This window comes from Nonomuraea sp. NPDC004354, assembly GCF_053602555.1.
Genome location: NZ_JBSGDV010000008.1, coordinates 201,834 through 219,001, shown reverse-complemented (window position 1 = coordinate 219,001; position 17,168 = coordinate 201,834). Strand labels below are relative to the sequence as shown.

The window sequence follows — 17,168 nt, the reverse complement described above, 5'->3', positions numbered from 1 at the left end:
CCGCTGATGACACGCGCTACCGAACGGACCGCGGGCCTGGTGCGCGCCGTACGGCAGGAGCAGCTCGGCTTGTCGACGCCGTGCGAGAAGTTCGACGTCAAGGACCTGATCAACCACCTGGAGTGGGTGGCGGAGATGTTCGAGTCGCTGGGCCGGCAGGGGCCGCGCCCCGAGCAGGGTCCCTACGCGGGCGACTTCCCCGAACGGGCGGAGCGCACCCTGGCCGCCTGGTCGCGGCCGGAGGCGTGGGAGGGTGCCAGCCCCGCCATGGGCGGCCTGCCGATGGGCGTCCTGGCTCACATGTACCTCGTCGACCTGGTCGTGCACGGCTGGGACCTGGCCCGAGCCACCGGCCAGGACTACGAGCCGGACCCCGATGCCGTCTCTCGGGCGCTGCACTTCACCGACCGGATGGCGGAGATGGGCAGGCAGCGCGGCGCCTTCGGGGCGGCGGTGGCGGTGGCCGACCATGCCCCGCCGTTCGACCGCCTGCTCGGCGTCATCGGCCGGGATCCGGCCTGGACCCCGTGAGGCGCGTGGAGACTCTTCTGTGAGCGTGGTCCCGGTTTTCGGGCGTGCCTGCGCAGGCCGGGAACCGGGGCGCGGCCGGTGCGTCGGCCGGGACGATTGCCGGAACATTGCCCGGGGAGCGGCGGCGTCCCCGGGACGGCGCAGGGGTTGCGAGGCCGCGCGGCGAGCGATTGTCGCCTCGAGTGATGTCGTGGTCGCTCTGGGGAGCGGGAGAGTAATCCGACCGCCTTCAGGCTTTGGATTTCTCTAGGTGACCGCCGCAGTTCCCGCTCATTAGCGTGGAAATCCGTTCCTCTGTTGAATCGGTGCGGACGTGATGCCGATTCGGCGCTCCGTCAGCCCTGGGATCGCCCAGGAATCCACCATGGAGTCTCAGTCATGATCACGATAAGGAACGCTCTCCTGGCCGCCGCGCTGGGTGGTGCCACCCTCGTCGCGCCGGTGGCGACATCGGCCCAGGTCGCAGGCGTCGAGCCGGTCGCCCAGGCGCTGTCGGCCGCGCCGGTGACCTCCTTCGCGGCCCATCCCTGCCGTTTCCACAAGGATCCCGCCGCGTGCTATGCCCGCTGGGGCGGTGGCGGGCCCATGGATGACGAAGACAACATCACCAATCCTTCCGGCTCCGGCATCGACGAGTGACGCCGGGACGCCTCCGAAGGAGCATCGAAGGATGTGACCGGCATCGCCGAGGGGCCCTGGCCTCAGCGTGCCGCCCGCGTGGCCGGCCGGCCACGCCTGCCCGGCCACCCGCCCCTGGTGAGCGGGTGATCGGCCGGCGGCTCTACCGCTGGGCGGCCAGCCACTCGTCGAAGGTGGTGGGCGCGATGCGGGCGCCCTCGCCGGGCAGCAGCGTGTCACCGGCCATCTCCGGGCCGAACACCGTCGACGACCACGTCGGCACGAGCCTGACCGTGCGGCCGCGCGCCTGGAGGGTGCGCCGGGCCATGTCCACCAGGTCCTGCGGTTCGGGACCGGCGACGTCGGCGTAGCGTCCCTGCGGCTCGCCGACGGCGATCTCGGCCAGGACGTCGGCCACGTCCGCGGGTGCGATCGGCTGCACGAGCAGGGGCGCGATGGTGGCGATGCCGTCCTGCTCGGTCCAGCCGGTCACCATCTCCGCGAAGTCGTGGAACTGGGTGGCCGGCACGATCGTCCACGGCACCGCTCCGGCGGCCACCAGGCGCTCCTGTTCCCGCTTGCCGGCGTAGTGCGCGTTGCCTTCGACGCGATCGATGCCGGCGATCGACAGCAGCACGTGGTGGCGGACGCCGGTCCGTTCCTCGGCGGCCAGCAGGTTGCGCGTGGCGGTGCCGAAGCGGGCCACCGTCTCGGCCGGGCCGGCCGCCGGGGCGTTGGTGGCGTCCACGACGGCCTCGGCGCCGGTCAGGGCGGCGTCGAGGCCGTCGCCGGTCGACAGGTCCACGCCGAGCGAGCGGCTGATGCGCACGACGTCGTGGCCGTCCCGTTCGAGGGCGGCGACGGTGAGGGCGCCGATGTGCCCGGTCGCGCCGGCGACTGCGATCCTCATGGTGGTCTCTCCTGTTCGAAGGGGTTCCACCGGAACGTATCACGGACTAAAAAGGTCCGTAATGTCTGCGATAGGCTCGGGGTCGTGAAGCTGCCTGTGAGCACGGAATGGGTTCTGCACTGCGCCACGACGCTGGCACAGCTCGAACCGGGAGTCAGCGCGTCGACGACACAGCTCGCGCAGTACTACGACCTTCCGGCGCCCTATCTGGCCAAGCAGCTGAAGGCGCTGGTCAAAGCCGGTCTGCTGAGCGCCACCACGGGTCCGCGGGGCGGGTTCCGGCTCGGGCGGCCCGCCGCCGACATCACGCTCCTGCAGATCGTCGAGGCCGTCGACGGCAACTCCTCGCCGTACGAGTGCCGGGAGATCCGCCGGCAGGGGCGCGGAGCGCTGCCTGCCGAGGACTGCCGCAGCACCTGCATCCTCGCCGAGAAGATGGCCGACGCGCACCAGGCGTGGCGAGGCAGCCTCACCGGGGTCACCCTCGCCGACATCCTCGCCGCGCTGCCCCCGTCGGCCCCGTCCCGCACCCGCCTGCGCCTGGCCGGAACGGGACAGCCCGATTGATCGGGTACGGCCGGCCGGATGCCGGGATTCCTCGGTGCCGGCACCTTCGACGGGCTTCCCGGCCGGTCGCCGCCGGACGACAGGCCCCGGCGGGCAGGCCCGGGAGTTCGCGCTAACCTCCTGGACATGCTTCGGACCCCTCGTTCGCTCCAGATCTTCACACGGTTCGTCGACGGCGGCATCTGCGCCTACGACCTGGCCGGCGACGGCCGGGGGACGCTGTCGCCGGCGCGGGTGTTCCGGCCGTCGGCGGGCGACGAGGTCGTCGACCATACGGCCGCGGCCGATCTGCGCCGCGCCGTCTACACGACCTTGGACGCCGCCGTCTGCGTCGCCGGTGACGGGAGCGAGCTCTGGCGCTCGCCGTTCGAGCCGCTGTCGACGGAGCCGTACGGGCACTGGCCCGGCTGCGTGCTGTCCCTCGACGGCCGGGTGGTCTGGGTCTACCGGCCCGACAGCATGGCCGGGCGGGACCGGCCCGACCGATGGGTCACCCTGGACGCGCACACGGGGCAGGTCATCGCGCAGGCGGAGCTGGAGACGGCCGGGCACGGCGGCCGGCACGTGCGCCACCCCGACGGCGAGCACCTTCTCCTGGACGTGGGAGAGGGCCAGGACGGCACGGCCCTGTTCCGGGGCAGGCTGAGCGGCGACCGGCTGGACCTGGTCCGTTACCCGTGGGACGACCGGTGCCTCATCGCCCTGGCGCCCGACGGGGCCCAGTTCATGACCGTCGACCACGAGCAGGCCGACGTCGCCTTCCACGCCTGGCCGGACGGTGAGGTCACGCTCGAGCTGCCGGTCGAGGCCTTCGGCCACGACCCTGACGACACCTTCGTCGAATGGGGCGGGGGCTACCTCACTGCCGACACGGCCGTCGTCACCCTCGGCGGGGAGGGCGACGACGAGCGGGAGTGGTTGCGCCACTGGCGCGTCAACCTGCGCACGGGCCGGGTCGAAGACGAACTCGACGGGCACGCCGGCAACCCCTACGCCCTCGAACCCCTGGCGGACGGATCATGGCTCACCACCGATCCGTCCGGCCACCCGATCCGGCACTTCGACCGGTAGGGACGCCTCCGTCCGGCGGCACCCGCTCACCGCCGGCGGTCCGGATTCGGCATGATGGCGGAGATCCCACCCGCCGTGGCCCAGGAGGAGATGGCCTGATGACTGTGCGCGATCTGTTGCGGTCCCTTCCGGTCTTCCCCGACCAGCTGCCGGACTTCGACGCCGCGGCCGCTCCGGACGAGCCGGTGGCGTTGTTTTCGCGGTGGCTGGGGGAGGCGATCGAGGCGCGGGTGCTCGGACCACACGTCATGACGCTGTCGACCGCCGACACCGACGGCCGTCCCGCCGCCCGCGTGCTCATCTGCAAGGACGTCAGCCAGGACGGCCGCTGGTTCTTCGCCTCCGGCGCCAACAGCGCCAAGGGCCGCCACCTGGCCGGCAACCCGCACGCGGCCCTGGTCTTCTACTGGCCCGAGCTGGGCCGCCAGATCCGCGTCCGCGGCCCGGTCGCGCCCGCCGGGGCCGAGGCCGGCGCCGCCGACTTCCTGGCGCGCCCGCCGGCCTCGCGTGCCGAGGCGCTCATCGGCCGCCAGTCCGAGCCGCTGGACGACCCGGCCGAGCTCGACGCCGCCTTCGAGCAGGCCTACGCCCGGGTGACGGCCGACCCGGACCTGGTCGCCCCCGCCTGGACGCTGTATGCCCTCACCGCTGAGGAGGTCGAGTTCTGGCAGGCCGACCACGAGCGCAGGCACACGCGCCTGCGCTACGAGCGCACCGGATCGGCCTGGCTGCGCGGCCGGCTGTGGCCGTGATCGCGGCCGGGCGGTGGCCCCGCCGTACGGCAGGCGGCCCGCTGCCGCGTCAACCGGCTGCCGCGAGGTCGTGGCGGCGGCGGGACTCGGCCACGTACGCGCGGTGCTGCTCCGCCCAGCGCATGAGCCCGCTCACCTGGCCGGACAGCGTCTGGCCGACAGGGGTCAGGGCGTAGTCGACGCGTGGCGGCGAGGTCGGGGTGACCGTCCGTTCGACCAGGCCGTCGCGTTCGAGGCTGCGCAACGTCAGCGTGAGCATGCGCTGGGAGATGCCCTCGATGGCGCGCTGCAGCTCGGAGTAACGCCTGGGGCCGTCGCCCAGCAGGCTCATGACCAGCACGCTCCACTTGTCGCCCACCCGATCCAGCACATCGCGCAGCTGGCACACATGGTGGTCCTCGGAGACGCGCACATCGGTGTGCGGTGGGCTGGTCAAAGTGCCTTCTTCCGTCATGGCGGCATTCTGGACCAGACTCGAGGCGCGCACAAGGCATAACCAACGCACAGAAAGTGCGGTAGGCCTGCGCCCGGCCGGACGGCCTTCCCGACGAGGGCGGACCGTCCGCGACCGGAACCGTCCCGCGCCTGCCGGCGCCAGACGTCATCGTCATCGAACAAGGAGTGACCAGATATGCGTGCTGTCGCGTTCTCCGGCTTCGGAGCCGCTCCCGCGCTCATCGAGCTGCCCACCCCCGAGCCCGGCCCCGGCGAGGTGCTCGTGCGCGTGCGGGCCGCCTCGGTCAACGGTTTCGACCTGGGTGTCCTGGGCGGATTCCTCAAGGGCGTCTACGAGTACGAGTTCCCTGTCGTGCTCGGCAAGGACTTCGCCGGCAGCGTCGCGGCCGTCGGGGCCGGGGTGAGCGGCTTGGCGGTGGGCGACGAGGTGTTCGGCGTGGTCATGCGGCCCACCCTCGGACAGGGCGGCTTCGCCGAGTACGTGGTGGTCGGCGAGCAGTACGGCATCAGCCGCATCCCCGACGGGCTCGACCACGCCAGGGCCGGCGCGCTGGGCCTGGCCGGTACGGCGGCGCTCAACGCGGTCGACGCCGTGGCCCCGGCTCCCGGGGAGAGCGTGCTGATCTCCGGCGCGACCGGCGGGGTGGGCGCCTACGCCGTCCAGCTGGCCGCCTCCCGCGGCGCCACCGTCATCGCCACGGCCCGGCCCGGCGCCCAGGCCGCCTTCGTCACCGCGCTCGGCGCCCGCTACGTCGTGGATCCCGACGACCTGCGGGCGCAGGTGGAGGCGGTGGCGCCCGGCGGGGTGCAGGCCGCGCTGCACCTGGCCGGCGACGGCGCCGCGGTGGCCGGCCTGCTGGTCCCGGGCGGACGGCTGGCCTCCACGCTGCACTTCGTCCCGGACGGCGAGGACGTCAAGGCCGCCGCGATCATGGCCGACCCCAGCCCGGCCACGCTGGCCTTCCTGGCCGCCGAGGTGGTCGCCGGCCGCCTGCGGGTGCCGCTCGCCCGCGCCTACGACCTGGCCGACGGCGCCCAGGCGGTCGCCGACTTCACCGGCGGCACGGTCGGCAAGCTCGCGGTGACCGTCGGGTGAAGCCCGCCCGGACCCGGGTGCGGCGGCACCGCTGATCGCCGCCTTCGGGGCCGCTTGCTGCCGGCGAGGGGGCGTCCGCGACGGACCGCCGAGGCCCGGTCCGGCCAGTCCGGCAAAGCTGTGGTGGGCGTCCGGCGGGACCCTGCGGTGCCGCCGCGAAGGGCGGCTTGCGGGATGCGCAGGGGCGGGTGCCTAATGGGTAGTGGGTCCGGCCCCTGCCGGTGGCTCATCCCGGACCGCTCCGGCCGGACGGCGTGAACGTCGGCGCCGGCATCGACGACTCCGCTGGGAAGCGACGGCCGCCAGGCCGTCCCCGGCTCGCCGGCGGGCAGACCCGCGGGCTCGGCCGGGAGGGACGATGACCGACACACCACCCGACGCCGTGTCCGTCCACGCCGGCGGCCCGGGACACGGCGAACCGGGGCACGGCGAACCGGGCCGCCGCGCAGGGCGGGGCGCCGCGCGGCACGCGGACGTGCGCACGCACGCCGGGCGTCCTTCGTCGAGAACCTGTCCGTGGCCGGACAGGAAAACGCGGACCTTCTGGCCGAGCCGCAGGCGCGTCAAGGCGAGCGGGCGCGCCGGTCGCCGGCTGCGCGCGGTGGCAGGCTTCGCCGTTGCCGTGCTGCTGGCGGCGGGGGCCGCCGGGTGCGCGAACGAGGAGCCGAAGCCGGCCGCCCGGGCGCGCTACGCCCCGGCGGCGTGTCCGGCGCCGATCCTGCCCGGCGTGCCCGCGCTGGGGCCGGAGTTCAGCTGCGGGTACTTGACCGTGCCGGAGAACCGCGCCAGGCCCGGCGGGCGCACCATCAAGATCGCTGTGGCCCGGCTCAAGGCCGCCGCGGCGCAGCCCAGGCCCGACCCGGTGGTGTGGCTGACGGGCGGGCCCGGCGGGTCCGGGCTGCTGGACGCCTTCACCGTCTCCAGGCTCAGCCCGGCGATCAACACCGACCGGGACGTCGTCTTCGTCGACCAGCGGGGGACGGGGCGCGCCGAGCCGCTCCTGAGCTGTCCGGAGATCGACGCCTTCACCCGCCGGGCGGTCACGATGGTGGCCACCGACCCGGACACCACCCGCAAGGGTGTCGAGGCGACCCGGGCATGTCGCGACCGGCTGGCCAGGACGGGCTACGACCTGTCGGCGTACAACACCACCGAGAACGCCGCCGACATCGCCGATCTGCGCACGGCGCTGGGCGTCAAGGAATGGAACGTCTACGGGGTGTCCTACGGCAGCGATCTGGCCCTGCAGCTGCTGCGCGACCATCCGCAGGGCATCCGCAGCATGGTGCTGGACTCCGTCGTCACACCCCACCTCAACCTCCTGGAAGGCCTGTGGCCCAACGCCGCCGACCAGTACCAGGCCATGTTCGCCGCGTGCGCGGCCCAGCCGGCCTGCCAGGCGGCCTACCCCGGCCTGCGGGCCGAGTTCACCGCCACCGTGCGGCGCCTGAACCGCCGGCCGCTGACGGTGCCCGTGCCCGGCCAGGCGGGAGCCCCGCCCACCACCGTGGTGTTCGACGGCTACCAGCTGGCCAACATGGTCGTGGTGGCGGCCCTGCCGCCCTGGGCGCTGACCACCGTGCCCGCCGCGGTGCACGCCCTGGCCGCCGGCGACGGCCTGCCCGCGGCCAGGACGGTGCTGGCCGGCAACTCCCCGCCCGGTTTCGTCGGCTGGGGCCTGTTCTACGGGGTGGTCTGCCGCGAGCAGGCGGCCTTCACCGACCGCCGGAAGGTGCAGGCCGCGGGCCAGGCCGCGCTGCCCGACTTCCCCGACCGGGTGCTGTCGCTGCCGCCGCAGCAGGAGTTCGTCGCCCGGATCTTCCCCGACTGCGCGGCCTGGGACGTCGGACGCGCCGATCGGCGGGTGACGGCCCAGACCCGCAGCGACGTGCCCGCCCTGCTGATGTCGGGAACCTTCGACGGGCCCGCCGGAACGCGGTGGGCCGCTGCCGCCGCCACCGGCCTGTCCCGCTCGCGCGTCCTGGTGTTCCCCGGGCTGGGCCACTCCGTGTTCGACCAATCCGCATGCGCCCGCGCGATACTGGTCGGCTTCTTCGACCAGCCTTCCGGCGGCTACGACACCTCCTGCGTCGACACGCTCACCGTTCCGCCCTTCACCACCGGCTGAGCGCGTCGACCTGGCCTGTTCGCGTCCCCGGCCGTGCCGGCGGCGGCTCCGCGGCCGGCGCCGGGCGCCTGTCGTGGTCGCCGGCCGCTTAGCGGCCGTTCGAGCCGGTCGAGGGTCGCGAGCCCGCGATGAACCCCCTCACGATGTACGGCCGGCCGCGACCCTCACGTCCAGCACCCCGGCCGTGCGGCAACGGCGCCACGCCTCCCAGCCCGTTCGGGTCGTAGATTCCCGTCAACGGCCCGATCAGCAGCTCCAACCGGATCCCGGCGCTCTGCAGCCTGCCTGCCGCGGTCGGGAATGGTCTGCAGGGTGAGTGGGGGTCACCGGGACGGGATACGCCGACGGCGTTGGTCAGTGCCGCATCCTTGGATCGTCGGTGGGGTCGGCATACATCGGTGGGCACCCACGGTCGGCTGCTTCGGGGCGCAGTTCGTAGTGCCAGGATTCGTTGCCGTAGATCTGGCATAGCCCGTGGTCGGCGCCGTGCCTGGACAGCCACGCCGTCGCGTCGAAGGGTCCGATGTCGATGGCGTCCCCTGACACGTGGGCGGAGTTGTCCGCTGTGGCGACCCACCGCGCGGCTTCCTCTTGCGAGCCGTACCTGGAGACGGCATCGCGGAGCAACTGTTGCTGGTACCGCGGAGAACGCCATCCACTGTTGACGTGGAACTCGACGCCGTCCTCAGCGGCGTCGGTCGCGGCTCGGCGCAGGGCCTCGAGCAGGTCCGGATCGAGCTTGGCCACAGCCGGGAACTCGTCGTCGAAGACCGTCACGCCGTCGGGGACGACGCCGTCAGCCTCGCCGGCAGCCCCCCGGTGCTCGCCGAGAACATCGCTGAACGAGGTGGCCGACGACGAGACCAGCTGATAACCGAGGGTTGCGACGATCGCGGCGATGACCACTGCCAGGCCGACGACGACAACGAGCCGGCGGGCGCGGCCGGCTCCTGATCGGGCCGGTGTGTGAAGACTCATGCCGCCAGTCAAGGCAGCGTGGTGTTACCAGCGCTTATGCGATTTCCGATACGCCGACGATATGTTCGGGTTCGTAGTATCGGCAGAATGCGCGTACTGATCGTCGAGGATGAGCCCTATATGGCGGAAGCCATCCGTGATGGGCTCCGTCTGGAAGCGATCTCGGCCGATATCGCCGGTGACGGCGAGACCGCTCTCGAGTTGCTGGGTGTCAATCCGTATGACATCGCCGTCCTCGACCGTGATATTCCCGGACCGTCCGGTGACGAGATCGCGCGACGTATCGTCGCTTCCGGCAGCGGCATGCCGATCCTCATGCTCACCGCCGCCGACCGGCTCGACGACAAGGCCTCGGGTTTCGAGCTCGGCGCCGACGACTATCTCACCAAGCCGTTCGCGCTCAAAGAGCTCGTGCTCAGGCTCCGGGCACTCGACCGCCGTCGCGCCCACAGCAGGCCGCCCGTGCGGGAGATCGCCGGTCTGCGGCTGGATCCGTTCCGGCGGGAGGTCTACCGGGACGGGCGGTACGTCGCGCTGACCAGGAAGCAGTTCGCCGTTCTCGAGGTGCTGGTCGCCGCCGAAGGCGGTGTCGTCAGCGCCGAGGAGCTGCTGGAACGGGCGTGGGACGAGAACGCCGACCCCTTCACCAACGCCGTGCGCATCACGGTCTCGGCCTTGCGCAAGCGGCTCGGCGAACCCTGGGTCATCGCGACGGTGCCCGGCGTCGGGTACCGCATCGGCACGGCGTCCGGCGCCGGTTTCGGGGGAGGGGACGGTGAATAGGGCGCCTGGCTGCGCGCCTTCGGTCCGGCCGCGGTCGCGGTGCTGGCCTTCCTGCTGGTGTTCGGCCTCCTGGGAGGGTGGATTCTCGCCGGTAGCATGCTGGCTCCCTGCGCACCCCGCTGGCGATCACACAGACCCTTCTCGACGTGGCCCGCAACGATCCGCGGCGGCAGGCCGACGAGCTCGTCGAACGCCTCCACATCGTCAACACCCGAGCGATCGACCTGGCCGAGGCGCTGCTCCTGCTCAGCCGTGCCGGCCAGCGGTCCTTCACCCGGGAGGGCGTCGATCTGTCCCTGGTGGTCGAGGAAGCCACCGAGACGTTGCTACCTCTCGAGGAGAAGCGCGGAGTCACCATCCAGACGTCCGGCGAGGTCAACCGAACCACCGGCTCACACGTGCTCCTGCTGCAGATGACCACGAACCTCGTGCACAACGCGATCGTCCACAACCTGTCCGAGCACGGGACCGTGTGGGTCCGTACCGCGGTCCACCCAGGATCGGTCACGCTCACCGTCGACAACACCGGTGCCGAGCTCTCACCGCAGCTGGTCTCGACACTCACCGAGCCTTTTCAGCGCGGCACCAAACGCATCCGCGACGACCACGCCGGCGTCGGTCTCGGCCTGGCGATCGTCAAGAGCATCGCCCACGCGCACGACGGAACACTCGCCATCACCGCGCGTCCCGCAGGCGGGCTCACCGTCGCCGTGCGCCTACCCGCCGCACCCCCGCACCCGGCGGATGACGGACAAAGCAACTGCCGCACAGCCACCCGGCCCATGTCGGGTGCGCTGACGCTGCTCCGCAGGGCATGGACGGTGTTGTCCCGGGCTGCCGGCGGCACTTCGGGCGTTGCCTCGGCGTGATGAGCGCCTGCAGGAGGTCGTCCGGGTCCGTGCCGGGGGCGAGGCGGGGCGTCATTTATCAGCACGGATCGCCCGGCGGCCGCCGAGTGGATCCGCCCGGCGTGGTCCAGGAGGTGACGACGGGTGAATTCTTGGGGCGGGTGGGTGAACATCGTTGCCGGTGCTCGTCCGGCGGCAGGCAACTTGTCTAGCTTAGTCGGCATGCAATATAGGCCATATCACACATTTGATGCCGTCCGGATCTTCTGTGCGTTAATCGCCGCCGTGATCGGCTCGTTGGTCGTCGCAGCTCCGGCTGCGGCGCATCTCAGCAGGCAGCATGCCGAGCTCGTCGTGCACGCCACATCCAGTTCAACAAGCGGTCGCTTGGTTGTGCACAAGGATGTCGTCACTCCCGCCCAGGCGGGCGCCTGGGCGAAGGGGTTGCTCGCGGGCGGCTGTCCGGTCACCGCGCAGGGAGTGTCCGGCGACACCGGCGGCATTCCGGACGGGGTGGTCATCGAGCTCGCGTGGCCCTGCGCGGTGGACAGGCTCGATCTGGGCGCCGTGCTGAAGTCCGGCGGCCTGTCGGAGATCATCACCGAGTTCGACGGCACCACCGTCAACGTGACGGCCGAGCTGCCCGTGGTCGACGCCGCCGGCGCGCACGCGGCCGGCCCCGGCCGGCTCACGGTGGTGGCCCTGGGCCTGGCGCTCATCCTTGCGCTGAGCTTGATGGGGGTGGCGGTGGCGGCGCTGCGCCGCCGTACGGGCCGGGCGGGCAGCCGCCTGCCGGGCTCCGGGCCGGCGGACCGGCGCACGCCGAGGCGGGCCGTCGGTACGGCCGTCGCGGCGGTGCTGGCCGTGGTCGTGCTCGCCCCCGGCGCCGCGCTCGCCGACCCCCGGCAGGGCACGGAGAAGGCGACGACAGAGGCGCCGGCCGCGAGTCCTCCCCCCAGCGGGACGCCCTCCGCGACGCCCTCCGCGACGGCCGCCGGCACCCTGGCGCTGACCACCCCCAACCCCAAGGCCGGCCAGCCGGTCACCTTCAGCTACACCACCGACAAGCCGGGCGCGCTGAACTGGGTCGGCCTGTACGCGGCCGCCGACAAGCCGGGCCAGGTCGCCTCCCGCACCTGGGTGAGGGCGCCGCTCGCCTCCGGCACCGTCACCCTGTCCACCGCCGCGCTCGGGGAAGGCGCCTGGAGCGCGCACTTCCTGGCCGACGACGGCTACGACCCGCTCGCCGCGCCCGTGACGTTCACGCTGGCCGGAGCGGCCGCCGAGCCGGTGACCGTCGAGGGCGTGGTCTTCGCCGACCGCGACGCCGACGGCGTCAGGGACCAGGGCGAGAAGGGGCTGCCGAACGTGTCCGTCACCGACGGCGCGGTCTGGGCGACCACCGGAGCCGACGGCGGCTACACGCTGACCGTCGACCGGGCGCGCAGGGAGACCGACCTGGTCTCCGTCGTCTCGCCGGACGGCTACACGCCGGTGCTGCGCGACGACTACGTGCCCACCTTCTTCCGCGAGGCGAAGGACGGGCAGCGGCTCGACTTCGCGCTGGTGCCCGACACCAACGCGGCCGACCCCAAGGAGAAGTGGCTGATGGTCTCCGACGTCGAGGTGGGCAACCGCACCGACGCCGAGGCCAGGTCCGCCCTCCCGCAGTGGCAGGGGCACGTCGAGGCGATGTCCGAGGTGCACCGCGCCACCATGACGATCACCACGGGCGATCTGACCGTCACCGACTACGCCGCCGAGCCGCGCCGCCAGGGCGGCTACGACCTGCTGCGTGAGGGCCTGCGCAAGGGCAGGCTCGGCATGCCGTTCTATCCGGTCATCGGCAACCACGACGTCGGTGGCACCGCCACCTCCACCGGGTACGGCGGCAGCCTGGAGTACTGGCGCAGGAACCTGGGCCCCGAGTGGTACAGCTTCGACCGCAACGGCAGGCACGTCGTGGTGCTCGAGGACAACTACGACGCCAGGGGCCTGGCCCCGCAGCTGGCCTGGCTGCGCGAGGACCTGCGCAGGCACGCCGCCGGCAAGCAGGTGCTGGTGTTCGCCCACCGCTCGCTGTTCACCCGCTGGGGCCCCGGCGCCGGCATGCAGCCGACCGTGGACGAGCTGGCCAAGTACGACGTGCGGATGTTCGCCGCGGGTCACAACCAGCAGGCCGAGTACCGGCGCGGCGCGTTCGCCAGGTCGGTCGAGGTCAACAACATGGGCACCTACGGCATCGACGCCGCCAGGCCCGACTACAAGGTGCTCGACTTCAGCGGCGTCACCGGCGACGACAAGGGCTACATCACCGGCACCCGCCGCCAGTTCGAGGTCGACGACGACGTCGCCCTGGTCAGCCCCGCCCAGGACAGCGTCCACAGCGCCCGCTCGGGCGTGCCCGTCGAGGTGTACGCCGAGGACGACGGCCGCACCCCCGCGACCGCCTCGCTGACCCTGCGCCGGCACGGCAGAACCGTCTGGCACGAGAAGGCGATGCCGTTCGGCCGCGCGACCTCGCCCAAGGGCATCGTCAACTGCTACACCCCGCCGGGCGGTACGGCCGAGCCGTGCCCGCAGGCGCACGTGTCGTGGACCAGGGTGAGCGAGCGGGTCACCGGCCTGCTGCCCGGCAGCTACACCGCCGAGCTGGTCGTCAAGGACACGGCGGGGGCGACCTGGCCGGCGGTCACGACCAGCTTCACGGTGAGCGGCCAGCCGCGGCTCGGCAGGCCGTCGCCCGGCCGGGAGTGGACCAGGCAGGGCGGCGACGAGCAGGGCCGCTCGTCGGCCGAGGACGACCCGGGCGCCACGCTCGACCTGCGCTGGGCGGCCAGCACCGGCGAGCAGTTCCACCTCAACGGCGCCGCCGTGTGGGACGGCAAGGTGATCGTCGCCTCGCAGGCCTTCGACTCGCCGTACAGCATGATGCTCGCCTACGACGCGCGGACCGGCGCCGAGAGGTGGCGGACCTACCTGGACGGCGACGCCGAGTCCTACCCGACCGTTCACGACGGCAAGGTGTACCTCACCACGGGTGTCGGCCGCGTCTACGCGCTCGACGCGCGCACCGGCAAGGTGGTCTGGGAGACGATCGACGCCGAGCAGGTCACCGGGTCGACGGTGCGCCGCTACGGCCGCGCCGGTGGCCCCGTGAGCGTGTTCGACCTGCCCGACGGCCGCAGCGTGGCGGTCTACCAGGAGTGGGACGGCGTGCGCTGCCGCGACGCCAGGACCGGCACCCGCCTGCCCGGCGGGTTCGCCGCGCCGGGCGGCTGGGGCGAGTACCACAGCGTCGCCGTACGGCGGCCCGGCTCGACCACCGCCTACCTGCACTCGGGGTCCAGCCAGACGCTGATCGCGATGGATCTGGCCACCTGCACGCAGCAGTCCTCCGTCGACACGGGCGGCGACCTGTTCAGCCAGTCCTCCCCGGTGTTGACCGACGCGGGGCTGGTGACGGCGACCATGTCGGGCGTCCGCGGCCATGACGTGCAGGCGCAGGGCAAGGTCGTCTGGCACGCCAAGCTCGGCACCTCGAGCACGTGCGAGCCCGGGCCTCCGCCGGTGACCAGCCCCGCCACCAGGGGTGCGATGGCGTACGTGGCCAGTATGGACGGCGTGGTCAGGGCCTACGACACGGCCTCGGCGACGCCGGCGACCCCGGTGTGGGAGACGCCGCTCGGGTACCTGCCGGGCGAGAGCCCGATGGACGACAAGTGGCGGGTCGCGGCCGGGTGCGCGGGCGCGGGGCCGGGTTCGCCCGCCATGCACGCCCTGGCGACCGAGTCCGTGGTGTACGCCGCGACCTGGGACGGGCGCGTCGTGGCGCTGGACCGGGCGAGCGGGCGGAAGCTGGCCGAGTACAACCTGGGCGGGGGTGTGGCCTCGGCGCTGTCGGTGAGCGGGAACGTGCTCTACGCGCTGACCGACGACGGCTCCGTCCACGCCCTGGTGGCCAGGAAGCCGCGCGGCGGTTCCGGTCGGTGACCGTGGTTGGACGACGGGTCCTGGTCCGCCTGCTCGCGGTGGCGGGCATGGCGGCGGCGGTCCTGCTGGGAGCGGCGGGCCAGGGGTGGGCGCACCCCTTCGGCCCGCCGCTCGTGGCGAAGGTCACCGCGGACGGTGATGCGGTCGAGGTGACCTGGTCGGCGGCCGAGGACGACCTCGCGGCCCTTGTCGCGGCGGCCACCGGGACGCGCACGCCGCCTCCCGCCGTTGCGCCTTCGCCCTCCTCCACCGGGACGCGCACGCCGCCTCCCGCTGTTCCGTCCTCGCCCTCCTCCACCGGGCCCGCGTCCTGGCCGGGTGGCGGCCCCGCCTGGCGGGACGGGCCGGTGGCCGGCGCCGTCCGCGACTACCTCGGCGCGCGCATCACGGTGGGGCAGGCGGGAAGGGCGTGCCCGGTGACGACGATCCGCACCGACGCTCTTGCCACCTCCGGGGCGGTTCTGCGTTTCCGCTGCCCCGCGAAGGTCGGGACGGTGACGTTGACGATCACCACGCTGACCGACGTCAACGCGAACTACCGGACGGTGTCCACCACCCCGGCCGGACACGGCGCGCTCCACACGGCCACGGCTCCCGCCCATCCGCTGGCGCTCGACGGCGGGTCGGGCGGGCCCGTCTCGGCGGGCCCGGCCGCGGTCTGGACGGCGGAGCTGTCGTCGCTGCTCACCTCGGATGTGGTGCTCCCGCTGGCCCTGCTGGTGGCGCTGGTGGCCGGTGCCGCGCACGCCTGCGCGCCGGGTCACGGCAAGACGCTGACGGCCGGCTACCTGGTCGGCGGCAACGGCAGGGCCAGGGACGCGCTTCTGCTCGGCGTGGTCGTGGCGGTCATGCACACGGTGTCGGTGGGCGTCCTGGCGGTCGGGTGGTGGATCACGATGGACGCGGCGCCGGATCTGGGTGTGGTGACCTCGTGGTTGCAGCTGGTGGCCGCGCTCATCGTGCTGGGGGTGGGCGTGGGCCTGCTCCTGCGGCACCTCCGCGCCCGCCGTACCCCCGGCCATGGCCACGGACATGGCCACGGACATGGTCACGGGCATGGGCATGGGCATGGGCACGGGCATGGGCATGGGCATGGGCATGGGCATGGGCACGGTCATGGGCATGGGCACGGTCATGGGCATGGGCCGGGTGCCTCCCTGCTCACCTGGCGGGGGATCGTGACGATCGGCGCCTCCGGTGGGCTGTTGCCCTCGCCTTCGGCGTTCCTGCTGCTGCTCACCGGCCTGATCACCGGCAGGGCGGCGCTCGCGCTGGCCATGGTGGCGGCGTTCGGCGTGGGCTTGGCGCTCACGCTGGCCGGTGTCGGCCTCGCCGTCCTGCGCGGGCGGGACGTGCTGGCAGGCGCGGCGGCGCGGCCCTGGGTGCGCGCGGTGAGCCTGCGCCTGCCGCTGGCGGCGGCCGCCCTGGTGGTGGCGGGCGGTCTGGCGGCCACCTTGCTGGCCGCCGCGGCGCTGGCCGGCGCCTGAGCCTCGGGGCCCCTCGGGACGGATCCCGAGGGGCCGCGCTGCTACCTGTCCGTCGAGGCGGGGCCGGCCGTCGCGCTCCCCGGCGCCCGCAGAGAGCTTTAGTCGGAGGCGCGCAGGAAGTCCAGCAGCAGGGCGGTCACCTCGGCGGGCCGTTCCAGGCTGGGCAGGTGGGCGGCCCACGGCAGCTCGACGTGGCGGGCGCGGGGCAGCAGGCCCGGCAGGCCGGTGGCGATCTCGCGGAACTCCGGCAGGTCCCGGCCGCCGGACACGGCCAGGCACGTGGCGGTGATCGCCTTCAGGTCGATCTCCGCCGCGATCTGCCCGAACTCCTCGCCGCCTGCCATCTGGACGTCGAAGGCGTGCCGCTGCATCAGGCGGACGTTCTCGCGTGTCGCGTCGTCGGCCTCCGGGCCGAGGAAGGTCGTGAGGTTCAGCTCGACGGCTGCGTCGACGTCGCCGGCGGAGAGCAGCGCGTCCTCCTGCTCGGCGAAGGACCGCAGCGCCGGGCCCGGCACCAGTTCGGGCGAGCCGGAACACAGCAGCGCCAGCGTGGTGACGGTGTCCGGCCAGCGCGCCGCGACCTCCAGGGCGACCCGGCCGCCGAAGGACGATCCGACCAGCGCCGCCCGCTCGATGCCGAGGTGGCCGAGCAGGTCGACCACGTCATCGGCGTTGTTGTAGGGGCGGTCGGGCATCGGTGATCGGCCGAAGCCGCGGAAGTCGCAGCGGATCACCCGGTAGCCGGCATCGAGGAGAGCCGCCCACTGCGGATCCCACATGCGCCGGTCGCACACTCCGGAATGCAGCAGTACGAGGGCAGGGCCGTCACCGGCCACGTCATGAGAAAGAGTCACGAGGGAGGACCTTATCGCCTGGTATGCACCTATGTCGTGCCGTTTATAACCTTCGCGGGCCCGATAACGGCGCGCATGTTATGCCGTTATGGCCCC

The 17,168-nt window shown here is 73.0% G+C and carries 15 protein-coding genes; 11 read left to right on the top strand and 4 right to left on the bottom strand.

The features are described from left to right. Positions 1-6: 6 nt before the first annotated feature. Positions 7-531 carry a TIGR03086 family metal-binding protein gene (locus ACWENQ_RS23650; RefSeq protein ID WP_452416153.1) on the top strand — a complete coding sequence of 175 codons (525 nt, stop codon included), beginning with the start codon at positions 7-9 and terminating at the stop codon, positions 529-531. 378 nt (positions 532-909) lie between these two features. Continuing rightward, the gene (locus tag ACWENQ_RS23645) at positions 910-1,170 is read left to right on the top strand and encodes a hypothetical protein (RefSeq protein ID WP_452416152.1); all 261 of its coding nucleotides are present in this window, start codon (positions 910-912) and stop codon (positions 1,168-1,170) included. 142 nt (positions 1,171-1,312) lie between these two features. On the opposite strand, the gene ACWENQ_RS23640 is transcribed toward ACWENQ_RS23645, so the two are convergent. Next, positions 1,313-2,059 (bottom strand): SDR family oxidoreductase, encoded by a 747-nt coding sequence (locus ACWENQ_RS23640; protein ID WP_452416151.1) that lies wholly within the window; start codon positions 2,057-2,059, stop codon positions 1,313-1,315. Positions 2,060-2,143: 84 nt separating this feature from the next. Here ACWENQ_RS23640 and ACWENQ_RS23635 point away from each other — a divergent pair, with 84 nt between their 5' ends. The 3 genes from ACWENQ_RS23635 (at position 2,144) to ACWENQ_RS23625 (ending at position 4,449) form a co-directional block, all read left to right on the top strand. Beyond that, a complete protein-coding gene (locus ACWENQ_RS23635) occupies positions 2,144-2,626 on the top strand; it encodes an RrF2 family transcriptional regulator (protein WP_452416149.1) in 483 nt (160 codons plus the stop codon). 126 nt (positions 2,627-2,752) lie between these two features. Next, entirely contained in the window at positions 2,753-3,697 is a 945-nt protein-coding gene (locus ACWENQ_RS23630) for a hypothetical protein (protein ID WP_452416147.1), read from the top strand. Positions 3,698-3,795: 98 nt separating this feature from the next. Then, on the top strand, positions 3,796-4,449 hold the full coding sequence (locus tag ACWENQ_RS23625; protein WP_452416146.1) for a pyridoxine/pyridoxamine 5'-phosphate oxidase: 654 nt from the start codon (positions 3,796-3,798) through the stop codon (positions 4,447-4,449). A gap of 49 nt (positions 4,450-4,498) precedes the next feature. Here the strand turns inward: ACWENQ_RS23625 and ACWENQ_RS23620 are convergent, their stop codons facing one another. Then, a complete protein-coding gene (locus tag ACWENQ_RS23620) occupies positions 4,499-4,903 on the bottom strand; it encodes a winged helix-turn-helix transcriptional regulator (protein ID WP_452416145.1) in 405 nt (134 codons plus the stop codon). A 177-nt stretch (positions 4,904-5,080) separates the two neighbouring features. On the opposite strand from ACWENQ_RS23620, the gene ACWENQ_RS23615 reads away from it, so the two are divergent. After that, positions 5,081-6,001, top strand: coding sequence for an NADP-dependent oxidoreductase (locus ACWENQ_RS23615; RefSeq protein WP_452416143.1), 921 nt, complete (start codon positions 5,081-5,083; stop codon positions 5,999-6,001). 358 nt (positions 6,002-6,359) lie between these two features. Then, complete coding sequence (locus ACWENQ_RS23610) at positions 6,360-8,129, top strand: alpha/beta fold hydrolase (RefSeq protein ID WP_452416141.1); 1,770 nt, start codon at positions 6,360-6,362, stop codon at positions 8,127-8,129. A 354-nt stretch (positions 8,130-8,483) separates the two neighbouring features. Here ACWENQ_RS23610 and ACWENQ_RS23605 read toward each other — a convergent pair whose 3' ends face one another. After that, positions 8,484-9,119, bottom strand: coding sequence for a M15 family metallopeptidase (locus ACWENQ_RS23605; RefSeq protein WP_452416140.1), 636 nt, complete (start codon positions 9,117-9,119; stop codon positions 8,484-8,486). A gap of 75 nt (positions 9,120-9,194) precedes the next feature. Between ACWENQ_RS23605 and ACWENQ_RS23600 the strand changes: the two genes are divergently transcribed. The 4 genes from ACWENQ_RS23600 (at position 9,195) to ACWENQ_RS23585 (ending at position 16,218) form a co-directional block, all read left to right on the top strand. Then, the gene (locus ACWENQ_RS23600) at positions 9,195-9,890 is read left to right on the top strand and encodes a response regulator transcription factor (RefSeq protein WP_452416139.1); all 696 of its coding nucleotides are present in this window, start codon (positions 9,195-9,197) and stop codon (positions 9,888-9,890) included. Between the two features lie 146 nt (positions 9,891-10,036). Further along, on the top strand, positions 10,037-10,759 hold the full coding sequence (locus ACWENQ_RS23595) for a sensor histidine kinase (RefSeq protein ID WP_452416138.1): 723 nt from the start codon (positions 10,037-10,039) through the stop codon (positions 10,757-10,759). 372 nt (positions 10,760-11,131) lie between these two features. Further along, positions 11,132-14,731, top strand: a complete 3,600-nt coding sequence (locus tag ACWENQ_RS23590) for an outer membrane protein assembly factor BamB family protein (RefSeq protein ID WP_452416270.1) — start codon at positions 11,132-11,134, stop codon at positions 14,729-14,731. A gap of 2 nt (positions 14,732-14,733) precedes the next feature. Continuing rightward, on the top strand, positions 14,734-16,218 hold the full coding sequence (locus ACWENQ_RS23585) for a hypothetical protein (protein ID WP_452416137.1): 1,485 nt from the start codon (positions 14,734-14,736) through the stop codon (positions 16,216-16,218). Between the two features lie 98 nt (positions 16,219-16,316). Here ACWENQ_RS23585 and ACWENQ_RS23580 read toward each other — a convergent pair whose 3' ends face one another. Beyond that, the gene (locus ACWENQ_RS23580) at positions 16,317-17,072 is read right to left on the bottom strand and encodes an alpha/beta fold hydrolase (RefSeq protein ID WP_452416136.1); all 756 of its coding nucleotides are present in this window, start codon (positions 17,070-17,072) and stop codon (positions 16,317-16,319) included. Positions 17,073-17,168 lie beyond the last annotated feature (96 nt).